Source organism: Proteus sp. STS61-E, assembly GCF_040932335.1.
Taxonomy (GTDB): Bacteria; Pseudomonadota; Gammaproteobacteria; order Enterobacterales; family Enterobacteriaceae; genus Proteus; species Proteus mirabilis_B.
In genome coordinates, this window is record NZ_JBFQGE010000003.1 from 192,023 (window position 1) to 206,832 (window position 14,810).

Sequence of the window (14,810 nt, forward strand, 5' to 3'; positions counted from 1 at the left end):
AATATATATTACAATAATTCTTACTTTGATATCATGATTTATTTATAACAAAAAATACTTTATCTTAATTATGTTCATGATATTTATTTGTTCAATAGTTATGAACGGGTGGGTATCGTGAACGTGAAATAGGTTTCTCGATTTATAAAAAGTATTTAGCCCACTAAAATCAGTGGGCTGAAAATGACTTTTTCTATCTTTAGCGTAGACTTTGCACACTTTCCACTAAGTTGGCTAACTGTGATACTACGCGGTCGCCAATATCAGCGTTATCACCACCCAATGCCTTATTACGCATAAAGTCTTTCTTGATTTGTGTCCAACGAGTAGCGTCTTTTTCGGTTAATTTTCCACGTAATTCAGCGAGTTTTAGTAAGTTCTCTTCAGCGCCCGTTGTTAGCAGTTGTGCTTCACCAAGATAGTGATCGTCTAGCAAGCGTTCAATTTCTTCATCATTCATTACCGCAGATACTTTCTCACTTAACTTATTCATATTGCGATAACTGCCTTGCAAACGGAATGCTGGCTCTGTGCGATATTTATCTGATTGAGCGGCGCTGGCAATATATTGCTGATTTACTTTTAAGATAACATTTCGTAAGGTAATTAAGTGTTTAAGTACCATTACAATTTCATTAATTTCAGCATCTGAATATGGATAACTTAATGTGTTGGTCGAAACGGATTTCCCCATTGCTTTATCCACTAAAACATAGAGATCGTTAAGGTCACGCAGAGCAAGTGGTGCTAATACCGCATTGGATGTTAGGCTGTTTTCGATATAACTCAGCGCAAAGGCTTCATCCATACCCCCTAATACTTCACCTAAGTTATAAATATCAGCACGGTTAGCCAGCATATCAGGAATACGGAAGACTTCGCCTGATTCGGTATAAGGGTTTCCTGCCATCACGACACAGAATTTTTTACCACGCATATCATAGGTTTTGGTTTTTCCTTTCCATACCCCTTCAATACGTCTTGTTCCATCACACAGCGAGATAAATTTCTGTAAGAATTCAGGGTGAGTATGCTGAATATCATCCACATACAGCATAACGTTATTACCCATTTCTAGCGCTAAGTTGAGCTTCTCAAGCTCTTGTCTCGCTGTTGCGTTGGGCGCTTGCTCTGGATCGAGTGATAGCACGTTATGTCCTAACGCAGGGCCATTGATCTTCATAAAAATCAGACCTAAACGTGCCGCAGCATATTCCATTAATGTGGTTTTACCGTAACCCGGAGGGGAGATCATTAATAATAATCCCATTAAATCGGTGCGCTTACCTTCCCCTAAAGCACCAATTTGTTTTGCCATATTGTCGCCAATAATTGGTAAATAAACATCATTAATCAGCTTGTTACGGACAAAAGAGCTTAACGGTTTGGCTTTAAATTCATGTAGTTTTAAGCGTTCACGTTCATCACTGACTATTTTCTGGCGCAAGGTGAGGTACTGTCGAAATGCAGGAATAAAGTTCTTTCTTTGCCCACGCATTCGACTGAAATAGTCATCTAAACTGAGTGATAACGCTTGGTTTTCAATCGTTGGGTGAGAGCCTAATAAGCCCGTTATTGTAAAGTATAAATCAGCTTCGCTATAACGCGCTGATGCGACTTTATCTAAAATAATGATGGCGATAGCACCCGGAATATAAGGCGTAAGATCGGTATAATCAGGTAGAGAGCATAACCCTTGTAGCCAATTTTGGATCAGTGCCCAACGCTGTGCGTATCGTGTACCTAAATTTTGTTGTGAACGATTAAAGTCCATCCACATATGGGCTTCTTCTAATCGACTTTGTAATGCAACCACTAACTCTTTAGCATATTTGCTATAAACCAATTCAATGGGTGTTCTCGCCAAAGCAAAGCTTAAATATTCAGAGGCTTGTATCGGAATATAGTGTTCGCACTCAATCGGATTATCATGAAGGAATAGGCGTATATCCGCTTCGATTTCAGCTTGCAGATCGGTTAACGCGTCATCTGTATGGAATAATTGCTGAATATTTAGTGCGGTTCTTGCACGTTCAGGCCACAGAGCAGGGTATTGCTCATTTTGTTTAGTTTCCCAAAATAGTGCGGCTACTGCGCGAGCAGTCGGGTTGTAGCGTAGAAGATCGGCACTTTCACCTATTGGGATCAGCTTTTTCAATATAGCGATCGCATCGTGATCATGGATACCTTTTTCATAGCCTTCTTTATAACGTGGTGTTGCAAAATCGCGCACAAGTTTTTCCAGTTTTTCTGGAATGGTGAGTGCTTCTTTTAGTGTTTCGTAATCAAGATTATCTTGACGTTTTGCCGCCGCATAAATAATGGAATAAGCGAGGTATTCTGCGCGATAAACGGTGTCAGATTCAGACTCAAGTGAGGCATTCCAATAAGGTTGTAATTGGGCTAGCTCTGCATTTTCAATCGGCTCTTGGTAATCTGTGCCTGTTAGGTATAACCAGAGTTTATCTTCTTTAGGTAAGATAGTGAGGTCAAGCTCTTGCGTATTAACACTAAAGCGATGGCGAGATCCTAATTTAATGACATTGCCGCCGTCTTCAAAAATATCGGTTTTATCTCGTAGGATACGAATAGCTTGATCACGAGAGGATTTTAGACGCGCATCAATATCATCAGCTTTGACGTTATCATTGATTTCTCTTAGCTTTTCAATGATTTCTCGTGTTTTTAATGATAGTGGATCGGATGCAAAAAATGCATTTAATTCATCTTGTGATTGCAAACGAGAAGTGCGACGTTGCAGATTTTCTAGCAAGCGATTTGCCGCAGTAAGCAAGCTTTGTGATCGACGTTGACGATCATCAAGCAGTACTTGTTTGTGCGATTCAAAGGTTTCAACTAACTCTTCACGTTTAGCGAGAATATCATCAAGAAATTCATCATGATGACTAAATTGGCTTTCAAGCTCCTCTAATTGAAGCAATAAGCGAGAAAGTTGATCGTCACAACGCTCAGGATCGGTTGCAAGAGATAATGCATTGGTGATCCCTTGGCTAAATAAGCGAAATTGTGCACCAAATTGTGCCACGCTTTCGACACTACTTTGTGATTTGCGTTTTTGTTGTAGTCGAGCGCGGGATTGGTTTAGTTGAGCATAGATCTGTGAAATCGCATCAATAATATGGGTTTGTTGAGTGACATCTTGGAATGTTAAAGATGTCATTAAGTTAGAAAGCATATCCAAATCAGCAGACATTTTTTCCATGTCATTCATCGGAATATCTAACTGTGCGCTGTTTTGTGCTTTTTCAATGAGATTTTCAAAGGTAACAAGCTGAGTTTTAAACGGTTGTAACGCTTTATCACTAGCAAGAAACAGCGCTGTGGCTTGAGAAACACGTTGCTGAGTTTCTGTAATTTCCGTTTCCATCGCGCTGAGCTTGGTTAAATCCATATAACGGAATTCACGCAAGGAAATAAGATGCCCGCGATGAGCATTCAGTAAATTTAAGCTATCAACAAATTGTTGTATATCATTCCAGCTATCAGGCAATGTTAAGGCGAGTAGTGATTTTTGGCGATTAACCGCTTCAAGCATGGATTTCGCAGATTGCTGACGAATACTTTCTACTTTTTCATATTCATCAAGTACTAATTCGCTGGTTTGAGCGATATCTTTGAGGAGTTTTCCAATACCTAAACAGTGCTCATCATTGAACCAATAATAGAGATCTAATAAATTTTTAGGTTGTGAACTAAGTTGCTCATATCGAGCAATAGAAATTTGATTACCTTCAATTTCTTTTGCGACATGCAATATTTCAGAAATACCTCGTACTAAATCGGCATTACCAATTCTTCCATAGAAACCATTACGAGGCGGTTGCTTATCGGCAAATTCTTCAGAATAGAAAGGAGTTTGCCAAACTTGCATTGGATGAACGCGCGTTGCTTCTTCGCCTTCACCTTCAAACAGTACCATTTTCCCGTCTTCTAACATCGCATAGCCATGACCGACTAAAGGCACAGAAAGTTTGCGCTCAATCATATTGTAATTGAAAAGCGCAAGGCGACCTTGTGAAGGCGAGTAGAAAACATATAACACGTCTTCACCATTAGGTGAACGGCGTAGACGGCGGAAATACATACCTTCCATTGGTTGATCAAAGGTTTTGTATTCGCCATTTTGCAAGTAATAGCCACCAGGGAAAATAATGCCGTGATCTTCAGGTAATTGAACACAAGCTTGTCCAATTGCATCAATACGTTGGACGGTTTGCGCCAAAATGTTGTAGACCAAATAACGCCAATTTTCTTCGCGATACGGTAAGATTTTTAACAGAATTAAACTGCCTGTTTGAGCATATTCAATTTGTGCATCATCGAGAGATTGGTTTTTATCTAATACAGCTTCACGATAAATACCTAAACCATCTTCAGTATTATTTTCACATTTTACTGTTAGATCACCACCGGTTGTTTCGACAAAAACGGTATCAAGAATATTGATATGAGGAAAACGGCCGTTGACCGTATCTTCACGTTGGGTTTTTGTCCATTCAAAATCATAAGCAGGAGGAAGAGCAATATCGCGTTCACCACGATTATCAATATATTCAATACGTTGCTTATCACTTGAAATTGACCAACGAAAAACACGCACATCAGTAATACGAGCACCAATCTGGAAACTGGCGAGTAACTTTCCGTCACGCTCAACTAACTGTAATAGTTGCGTATTTTTATAGTAAGTATAGAGCTCAGTAAAATCTTGAATAAAACGATTGTCGTTTAAGAATGTATTTTCATAAGGTACGGCTTCAACATCAAATTCGCCCTCATTTTCAATTAAACGATAAAGTGAAAAAACATCTTCAAGATGTATTTCACGTTTTAATCCAAGGAAAACGTTATAGCCAAATAGTAACCACTCACCTACACGAACAATATCTCTGGCTTGGCAGTTATTTTCAGTACGAATACGAATACGGCCAATAATATCCATTTGGCTTTGACCAAATTCATCTAAGCGATGCTGATTGAGCTCAGTGGCTTTTTGATGAAGTTGTTGACCTTGCTCAGTGAGGCGTTTGCGTAAAATTTCATACGCACCACCTTGTGCAACGGCGCTATCGAGTATTTCCTGCTCGCGATTCGTATCCAGAATTTCAGACATGGTATAACGGATTTCCTTGGCTTAAACGATAAAAACAAAAGAAAAGACACAGAGATTAACGCTATGTCTTTTCACCTCCTTTAAATAAAATTATTCTTCTTTAGAGGAGTCTGATTTAGTTGTCACATCTTTAATTAGCTGACTGGCGCCTTTTGTTGCCATAAATCCATTAATTAAATCTTGAACTTCAGGATTTTTTAATAAAGAAGCGATATCGAGTTTTTTATCTTGTTGAGTACGGTTAATCAGCTTTTCAACGTTCTCTTTGGCAAAACTGCTTTTATCCATAAAGCCATCAACAGCTTTACCTAAGCTTAATGCTTTAGAGAAGGTATTAAAGAAGTTGCCATCACCACCCACAATTTCAATATTGGTTTTGCTTAGAGCGGCTGCCAATACATCAGCTTGTTCGCGTGCAATTTCTTTATTGGCTTCAATAGACGCCATTGCTTGTTCAAATTGTTTTTCAAGACGCATACGGAACTCTTCGTGCGAACGTGCCGTATCGCTGAGGTGATCCATCGATTTAAATTTATCCGTTAAACCATCTGCTTCTGCTTTCAGACGTTGACGAATAACTTCGGCTTGTGCTGAACCTAATTGGCCTTCACCACGCGCTTGAGCAGCGAGTTTTTCTTCAAGAATTTTCGCATCAGCAAGACCTAATTTCTCTTTTGCATTGGCTTGTTGTTCTTCACCACGTGCTTGAGCCGCTAATTTTTCTTCCAAGATTTTCGCTTCTGCAAGGCCTTGCTGTTGTTGGGCCTGTGCTTTAGCTTCCATCACTTGTGCTTCAGTTAAGCCTTTTTCTTTCATGCCTCGTGCTTCCGCTAATAGTTTTTCAGCGGTAACAGTAGCAAGCACTAAACCTTCTTTCTCTTCGGCTTCTGCTGTTGCTTGACGTACACGAGCTTCAGCAAGACCTAATGCTGCATGCTCTGCTTCAATACCTTCAGCTAAACGTTTTTTCGCTTCGGCTTGTTTTACTGAGGCTTCTAATTCCGCTTTCGCCATAGTGCTGATTTCTTCAGCTTTATGTTTAGCACTAGATTCATCGGCTTCAGCTCTTTTCACTTGGCGAACTAAAGACTCTTCTGCTTCTGCTTGTGCATTTATGATGGTGACTTGGCGCATACGTTCAGCTTCTGAGACTTCACGTACTTCTTTAATGCGTTCTTCTTCTTGAGCTACGGTTTTTTCTACGGCAACACGTTCACGGATAACATTTGAGATGTTTTTACGTTCTTCTTCTAACGCTTTTTCTTTCTCAATACGTTGCAACTCAACTTCACGTTCACGAGCCACAATTTCTAACTCACGCGCACGATTTACACGCTCTTGTTCAATAGTGACGGCGCGGGTACGATTTTGTTGTGCTACTTCCACCTCGCGCATACGGTTTTCTTCACGGATCTCAATTTCTTGTTGAGTCTGAATACGTGCCTGTTCTGCTTTAAGACGCTCTTCTTCTTGAACGCGTAGTGTTTCTGATGTTTCACGAGCGCGAATATTATCGATTTCTCGTTTTTGACGTGCTTCTGCATCGGCTTGTTGGCGCTCTAAAGCCAGGCTGGCTTCGCGAGTTTCAACATTTTTCTTTTGAATAGCGAGCTCTTGATCGCGCTCTTTTTGGTTGGTTTCAATATTATGAATGGCGGTAATTTCCGTGATTTTACGGATACCTTCAGAGTCAAAAATATTATTAGGATCAAGCGCTGATTTCGGGGTTTGTTCTAAATAGTCGATAGCAACGTCTTCTAATGCATAGCCGTTTAGATCTTTACCGATGACATCAACAATGCGATCACGGAAATTTTGTCTATCTTCAAAAAGCTTAGACAGTTCAAGTTGTTTACCTACGGTTTTTAATGCTTCAGAAAATTTTGCACTAAAAAGCGTACTAACTGCTTGGTGATCGGAGGCTCTATCAACACCAATGGCTTTAGCGACTTTTAGTACGTCTTCAGTGGTTTCATTAACACGTAGATAGAAAGCAACCGTGATATCTGCACGTAAGTTATCCTGACAAATCAGACCATCTTTACCACGACGGTCTACTTCTAATGTTAAAAGAGAAATACGCATAAACTCTTTTTTGTAGATAACCGGATAAACCAATGCACCCGTAAAATGGACTTTAGGTTGTGAGGTCATATCGTTGACAATTAAGGCTGTACCTTGAGGCACCTTAATATAGAAAGCCTTAAATAATCCAAATAGTCCTAAAATAATTAGGATTGTGAAACCAACGACAGTTAAGAAAGGCATAACGAAAGCCAAATCCATACTTTTTTCTCCATAGGTTCAGACGATACCGTCATTTTTTAATAGTGTTTGTCTGTTAACTAAATTGTCTTTCATCAATGTGGATATTAGCGATGAAATTCATCTTCCGTTACGACTTGATAACTGTGAGTGGGCGCGTCATAACTAATAATAACTACGCTATCCCCTCGTTTAATATTTTCTGTTTCAGGCGCTCTAATTTGTAAAATTAAACCCGCGCCCCCATCTTCTAAAACAGCTTCACCTTTGTTTTCTGTTACATTGATTGACCGTACTAACGCTAATTTACCTACCAATTGGTGTACTGATTTAGGCTTATTACGTGACATCAGTTTTTTACGGATCGGTTTTAAACATACCGCCGTAAGATTAAGTGCAATAAAAGAGGTAATGATAAAGGCAACAAAGCCTGTTAAATAACGAATAAAATTCGTTTCGATAGCACTAATAATCCAATAATTAGTAAAGTAACTGATAAACCAGCCAAAAAGGGTGAAGAAAGTTAAAATAATGGTGACAGGAATACCGGCTAATCCTAATTTAGTTAACCAACCAGCAAGCCCTGTTGCATCAACATTGATATCCAATTCACTATCAATATTAAATAAATCAATATCTAATAATCCAAAAGCAGCGCAGAGCCAATAAAAAGAGATAATAATAAGTAATGCACTAAAAATAATGCTGGGAAACGCTAGGCTATTTTGGAAAAACAAATTCATAAAGGTTCTCTTAATTTAAGAAAATGGCAATGTTATTGTCATATTAATATCTCTTATCATACTTCAAAACGTTGAAAAAGCATGTAGTTATAATCACATTCTCTATTTATTTTTCGATTTTATCTTTTATAGAATTTAATATAACTTATTGAGATAATTATAAATAATATTCGGTATTATTGCGTATAGAATCAGATCATTCTCTAAAAAATAATAAAAACATTTTCATCTATTAAATATCATTTCTTTTTAAGTGAATAAGTATTTTGTTATAAAAAATAGAAATTTATTAAATAAAAACTCTATAACATTAAAAAAACGATACTGATTGTATTGTGTATCCCATGTAACACTATTGGTGCGATTAATGAACGAGTTCCTATTCTGATTTGGCAAAACACAACACCCACAATAAAAATAAGGATAAATGTAGTGATTGACTCATATTGAGTGTGCATCACTGCAAATAGAAGTGATGAGATAATAATGGCTACCCATTTACCTATATTGCCATACCACATACCTGCATTTAGTAGAAAACCTCTAAAAATGATTTCTTCAGTAATTGGAGCAATAAAAATAACAGAAAGGGCAAATAAGAAGAAGGCAAAGCCTGTAATAGATTCGATTTCTGTAACCCATGAATCATCTTCAGAGCCTAAAAATAGACTAATAAAATATAATCCCACTAAGGCTAAAAAGGGGGCTTTTAGTGTACTCCATTGAAGGCGACCTAACGGCATTAATTTAATATGTTTTTGATAGGCAAACCAAATAATTAGACAGTAGGGGAGATAAATAAAAAAACTGATTAATGAGATGATATAAGGCGATTGAAACAGTGCTGCAGGCGCTGGCGTCAGTAATAGACTAAAAGAGGAGAAAAAATAACCTATAAAGGCAAGTACGCAGATAAAGGAGTGATAAATTCGGTCTTTGGGAAATTCCATTTTTGTTGATCCTTGGGTGATAAATCATACCGTTTAGAGCGATATTATAGAAAACAGAGTTTAGATATTAATTAAATCTAATGAAAATGATATTACTCTACTTTAATAATTAAGATGAAAACCAATAATTATAAAATAGTTTGTATATTCTATTTTTCATTTTCAAAAAATGATAACGTTCTTCACTAAGAGATTTATTGTATTTCTAAAAATTATAGGCAAATATTCAATCGATTATTGACTTAATAAAAATTATCTTTTTTTGTAAACAAAAAATTATCACCTTAAAAGGGTGATAAGAGATAGAAAATTAATGATCCTGATAGTCAGCTTCATTTATACAGTCACTAAATAAATCATTCCAATTTTTAGGCGGGTGACCTTTCTTTAGTTTTTTCTCAAAGACTCGGTAAGCATCAGTTTTATTGCCATAAGTTCGCAAAGTATCATTATCATTTATCCATGCCAGAATGATGATCTTTTCCTTAAAACTGAATCTAAAAAATAAACGATATCTTCCATTTACTAATTTAATTCGTGACCAATTTTTATTTTCTTCTCCTAAAGTATTACCCAACCTAAACTCTGGTGCCCGTGGATCATTTGTGATGTTTACTATAGATTTCAATACATGAGCAAAAATTTTTGTATCTGCTTTTTTCTGATAATCTTCGGGATATTTTTTTTTCAGTGCTTCAACTTTTTGTAGTAATTCATCATATTGTTGTTTAAAGCAAGGATGTGCATAGATTGTCCATCCATTCAAATCTGTAGGGAAATGCATATTATTTTATTCGTTATCGGTGATGTCATCGTCAAGGTTGATATCCATACCTTCAACTAATTCAAAACCGCGAGATATATCGAGAGGTTGAATGGTTTGAGGATGATTAGTTATATCTTGAGCGAGAAAATTAAGAAACGATGCCATAACAGGATCTTTTGATCCATCGCTGTGACGTGAGATAAGTACATCACCAGTGCTCAGTAATTTGTAGTGAATACGATCTCCACCACTAAGATGTAGAGCTTCTCTAATTGACGCGGGAATTGTGGTTTGATGACGTTCTGTTATTTTTGAATCAGCTTCAAGAGCGATGTTGTCAGTGCAAACGTGGGTTAGCATGATTTGCTCCTTTTACTTACGGTGTATGTTTTATGAACTGATTATAGATAATAGAAGAAAACAATGCAAATGCATTGCAATTTAATTGCATTGTTTTTTTGCTCTAAAATTAATTGAAAATCTATGAATACGGCTATGTTTTTAATGTATGAATTGATGTGAGATTACGTCAGTGTTGTTAAATATATAAGAAAAGAAAATAGCTAAGATATAAAAGAATGATTTTCAAACCGCTAGAAAGCAAAAAAACCAGCCCTAAGGCTGGTTTTTCTAAAGATGGTGCCCGAACTCGGAATCGAACCAAGGACACGGGGATTTTCAATCCCCTGCTCTACCGACTGAGCTATTCGGGCTAACGAGGCGCATTAAACCGTATTCAGCGTGATGCGTCAACGTCTTTTTAATAAAAAATGCAAAAATAAGTTTGTTTGCTTTCTTTTTATTCTATTCGAGTTTAAATTTTCATCATAAGCAATTTTTAAGTAAAAAATGCTTAAATAACAATCAGTAAAGATATTCACTTTTTTGCATATCAAAGTGAAAATTTTCTCTTTTTTTGATGATTTAATTTATTTTTCACTACTCAACAGAGAGAAATTGAGTACAAGCGAAAAAATAACTCATTTCTTTCGTTTTCCAACACTCAAAACTAACTTAGTGCACCATTTTTACGGCATTGAGCAATCTTGAGAATATCTTCTGCCAATAATTTTGCTGTAATAATATCATCAGTATGATGATTCACCATTAACCGGCTTAAGCAGCCTTCTAAGATGAGTTCCATCTGTTTGGCAACTAACTCACTATCTTCGATATCAAGCTCGCGTAGTAGTGTTCTAGAGTAATCAAATGAGCTTTGCTTTTGACGTTGGCTTAATTGATGAATTTGAGAGTGCTCATCAGGATATGCGCTACAAGCCGCTACGAATAGACAACCGGGAAAACGATTTTTCTCTAAACGCATCGCCAGTTGATCATAACGAGCCAGTAATTTTTGTTCGATAGTCAGTTCTTCATCTAGCATGACTTGGCGTTGCCAAATATCAATTTGCTGTCCGTGGTGACGAAGACAATCAAAAATCAAGGCGTCTCTATCTGGCCAGAAAGGGTGAAGATCAGATTCATTGATACCAGAATCTTGAATAAGCTCAGGTAAGGTTGCTGCTAAGCCGTATTGCTCTAACTGGATAAGTACGTGGTCTAATAACGCTTCACGTTGCACGGAAATCTCCTTAAATCACGTTGTCGCGAGAACATCATAATTAGCAGACTTTAGCTAAAAATGAAAGCAAGGAGCGACAGGCTAAAATGAAAATACCCCATCTTGCGACGGGGTATTTTCTTGTTTTTTTATTTCTTGTAAGCGCTAGGCGCTTTTTTGCAATGTTTTAATTTTTTACTTCAAACTACAGGATCATACCGCCGAAGAGGAAACCAAATCCGACAGCTAATACCACACCAATAGTACCTGGGATAAAGAATGGGTGGTTGAAGACTAATTTACCAATACGAGTTGTACCTGTGTCATCCATTTGAACCGCAGCAACCAGTGTTGGGTACGTTGGCAGAATGAACAGACCAGAAACCGCAGAGAAAGATGCAATCGCAGTTAATGGAGATACACCTAATGCTAAAGCCATTGGCATTAACGCTTTTGCTGTTGCTGCTTGAGAATATAACAGAGCAGAACAGAAGAAGAAGATAACCGCTAATAACCAAGGATGGCCAGTGATTAAGTCACCCGCAGTCAGTTTGATCCAATCGATGTTGCTTGAAACGAAAGTATCACCTAACCATGCAACACCCAGAATACAAATACATGCACTCATACCTGCTTTAAAGGTACTTGAGTTGAGGATGGTGTCAGTTTTAACTTTACAGAAAACAGTGATAAGAGTTGCAACACTCAGCATGATGATAAGAATAGCGTTAGTGGTGTTCATTAACGGTTCTTTCACGATACCTAAGCTTGGGCTATTGATGATTGCATAAGTAACAACGCAGATAACACCCAATAAGAACAGCATTACAGATGATTTAGCACCCGGTAATGTTTCTCTACGCGCTTGGCTACCACGTAATTCAACCAGACCTTGTTCTAAACGCTCACGATAGACAGCATCATCAGACAGTTTTGAGTTAAATACCCAAGACACGATGAATGACATCAGAATGATTGCAAGGAAAGTCGCTGGTAATAAGATAGACAGCAGAGTGATGTAGCTTACTGTATTACCTTCACCGACCATTGCTGGGTTTTCCATGACAGATGCCATGTAAACAACAGCAGCAGAGATTGGAGATGCAGTAATACCGATTTGAGCTGCAACAACACCAGTTGATAAAGGACGGCAAGGTTTGATGCCTTGTTCTTTTGCAACTTCAGCGATAACTGGCAGTGTTGCTAAAGAGATGTTCCCTGTACCTGCAAATAGAGTTAAGAAATAAGTCACAATTGGCGCAAGAATTGTGATGTATTTTGGATTACGTCTTAACAGTTTTTCAGTTTGGCCAACAAGGTAATCCAAACCACCAGCAACCTGCATTGCAGAGATTGCGGCAATAACAGCCATAATGATGGAGATAACATCAAAAGGGATTGAACCAGGTTTAACACCGATAGCAGCTAAAACTAAAACCCCTAAACCACCGGCAAACCCGATACCAATTCCCCCAAGTCTCGCACCGAGGAAAATGGCCAGCAGAACGATAATCAATTCTACGGCTAACATAGCGTTTACTCCTTGAGATAATTAAAAAAATGAGAAAAATAAGTTAAATTTTTGTTTTTACAATCAAGTAAAAAGGCACGTCTCTTAAAGAGTCCGTGCCTTGTGTTTTTAAGAGCTCATTCTTATGTTTAACAGTGTCATGTTATAAAACACAATTATTAATCATCGAAGCGTTTTGCTTTGTAAGCCGGGTTTTTTAAGTTCTCAACAGAGAAGATATCATCCAGTTGTTCTTCGGTTAATAAACCGCGTTCTAGAACAACTTCACGTACACTCTTACCTGTTTCAGCACAAATCTTACCAACGATGTCGCCGTTATGGTGACCGATGAATGGGTTCAGATAAGTAACGATACCGATTGAGTTGAATACGAAGTGTTCACAGATTTCTTTATTCGCAGTGATACCATCAACACATTTTTCTACTAAGTTACGGCAAGCGTTGCTTAATAGAGATATTGATTCGAACATTGCTTGACCGATTGCTGGTTCCATTACGTTTAATTGTAATTGACCTGCTTCAGCAGCCATAGTCACACAAGTGTCATTACCGATAACTTTAAAGCAAGCTTGGTTAACAACTTCTGGAATTACTGGGTTTACTTTTGCTGGCATGATTGAAGAGCCTGCTTGTAGTTCTGGAAGATTAATTTCTTTCAGACCTGCACGAGGACCAGAGGACAGTAAACGTAAGTCATTACAGATTTTAGACATTTTCACAGCTAAGCGTTTTAATGCGCCGTGAACCATCACATAAGCACCACAGTCAGAAGTTGCTTCAATTAAGTCTTCTGCTGGAACACACGCTAAACCAGTAACTTCTGCTAATTTTTTAACAGATAGTTCTTGGTAACCAGGCGCTGTATTCAGACCAGTACCGATAGCTGTTGCACCTAAGTTCATTTCTAACAATAACTCAGCAGTGCGTTTTAGGTTTTTGATTTCTTCTTTCATCAGTACAGAGAAAGCGTGGAATTCTTGACCTAAAGTCATTGGTACAGCATCTTGTAATTGAGTACGACCCATTTTCAGGATGTCTTTGAACTCAACCGCTTTTCTATCAAAACCTGCTTTCAGCAGTTCGATAGATTCAGTTAATTTGATAACAGAGTTATAAACCGCTACACGGAAGCCACAAGGATAAGCGTCGTTTGTTGATTGGCTCTTATTGACGTGGTCATTCGGGTTCAGGTATTGGTATTCACCTTTTTGGTGGCCCATTAATTCCAGACCGATGTTTGCGATAACTTCATTGGTATTCATATTTAATGAAGTACCAGCACCGCCTTGGAATACATCAACTGGGAATTGATCCATGTGTTTACCTGTTTCTAATACTACGTCACAGGCTTTGATAATCGTATCAGCGATTTCGCGAGGAATAGTGTGAAGTTCTTTGTTTGCTAATGCAGCAGCTTTTTTCACCATTACCATACCGCGGATGAATTCTGGAACATCATTGATGGTACGATCACTGATGTAGAAGTTTTCAATAGCACGTAAAGTGTGGACGCCGTAATAAGCATCAGCAGGAACTTCTCTTTTACCTAACAGGTCTTCTTCGATACGAGTTTTATTTGACATGAGAACCTTCTTATTAAAATTTTAACTGTCTAGTTATGCGCTTGTTAATAAAATATATCGTTAACGGTTAATAATGTAATATAACTTACCGTTTTGCTTGGTACTGACACGATCATATTCGGGTTGTGAACAAATACCTTTAAGCTGGATCACTTTATAAGTAAATAACGTTTAAATATTTTCTTTTTGTGATCTATCTCATGGATTTTACAGTTCTACTTCTCTTTTTAACGCCCCTTGAAAAGGAGTGTTAGGCTCCCCATTATTATGTAGATAA

The 14,810-nt window shown here is 37.8% G+C and carries 9 protein-coding genes and 1 tRNA gene; all 10 read right to left on the reverse strand.

What is annotated here, in order from left to right; genetic code table 11:
* Positions 1-199: 199 nt before the first annotated feature.
* Entirely contained in the window at positions 200-5,134 is a 4,935-nt protein-coding gene (locus AB4J89_RS09185; RefSeq protein ID WP_368469003.1) for a DNA repair ATPase, read from the reverse strand.
* A 90-nt stretch (positions 5,135-5,224) separates the two neighbouring features.
* Positions 5,225-7,420 (reverse strand): hypothetical protein, encoded by a 2,196-nt coding sequence (locus AB4J89_RS09190; protein ID WP_088494527.1) that lies wholly within the window; start codon positions 7,418-7,420, stop codon positions 5,225-5,227.
* Between the two features lie 86 nt (positions 7,421-7,506).
* Positions 7,507-8,142 (reverse strand): OB-fold-containig protein, encoded by a 636-nt coding sequence (locus AB4J89_RS09195; RefSeq protein ID WP_194951260.1) that lies wholly within the window; start codon positions 8,140-8,142, stop codon positions 7,507-7,509.
* Positions 8,143-8,444: 302 nt separating this feature from the next.
* Positions 8,445-9,092 carry a CPBP family intramembrane glutamic endopeptidase gene (locus tag AB4J89_RS09200; RefSeq protein WP_088494529.1) on the reverse strand — a complete coding sequence of 216 codons (648 nt, stop codon included), beginning with the start codon at positions 9,090-9,092 and terminating at the stop codon, positions 8,445-8,447.
* A 310-nt stretch (positions 9,093-9,402) separates the two neighbouring features.
* Entirely contained in the window at positions 9,403-9,876 is a 474-nt protein-coding gene (locus AB4J89_RS09205; protein WP_368469005.1) for a type II toxin-antitoxin system YhaV family toxin, read from the reverse strand.
* Between the two features lie 6 nt (positions 9,877-9,882).
* Positions 9,883-10,218 (reverse strand): type II toxin-antitoxin system PrlF family antitoxin, encoded by a 336-nt coding sequence (locus tag AB4J89_RS09210; RefSeq protein ID WP_088494531.1) that lies wholly within the window; start codon positions 10,216-10,218, stop codon positions 9,883-9,885.
* A 277-nt stretch (positions 10,219-10,495) separates the two neighbouring features.
* A tRNA-Phe gene (locus AB4J89_RS09215) sits at positions 10,496-10,571 on the reverse strand.
* 296 nt (positions 10,572-10,867) lie between these two features.
* Positions 10,868-11,440 carry a transcriptional regulator gene (locus AB4J89_RS09220; protein ID WP_368469007.1) on the reverse strand — a complete coding sequence of 191 codons (573 nt, stop codon included), beginning with the start codon at positions 11,438-11,440 and terminating at the stop codon, positions 10,868-10,870.
* Positions 11,441-11,624: 184 nt separating this feature from the next.
* Positions 11,625-12,950 (reverse strand): anaerobic C4-dicarboxylate transporter, encoded by a 1,326-nt coding sequence (locus AB4J89_RS09225; protein WP_088494533.1) that lies wholly within the window; start codon positions 12,948-12,950, stop codon positions 11,625-11,627.
* Between the two features lie 158 nt (positions 12,951-13,108).
* Complete coding sequence (gene aspA / locus AB4J89_RS09230) at positions 13,109-14,533, reverse strand: aspartate ammonia-lyase (RefSeq protein WP_088494534.1); 1,425 nt, start codon at positions 14,531-14,533, stop codon at positions 13,109-13,111.
* Between the last annotated feature and the right edge of the window lie 277 nt (positions 14,534-14,810).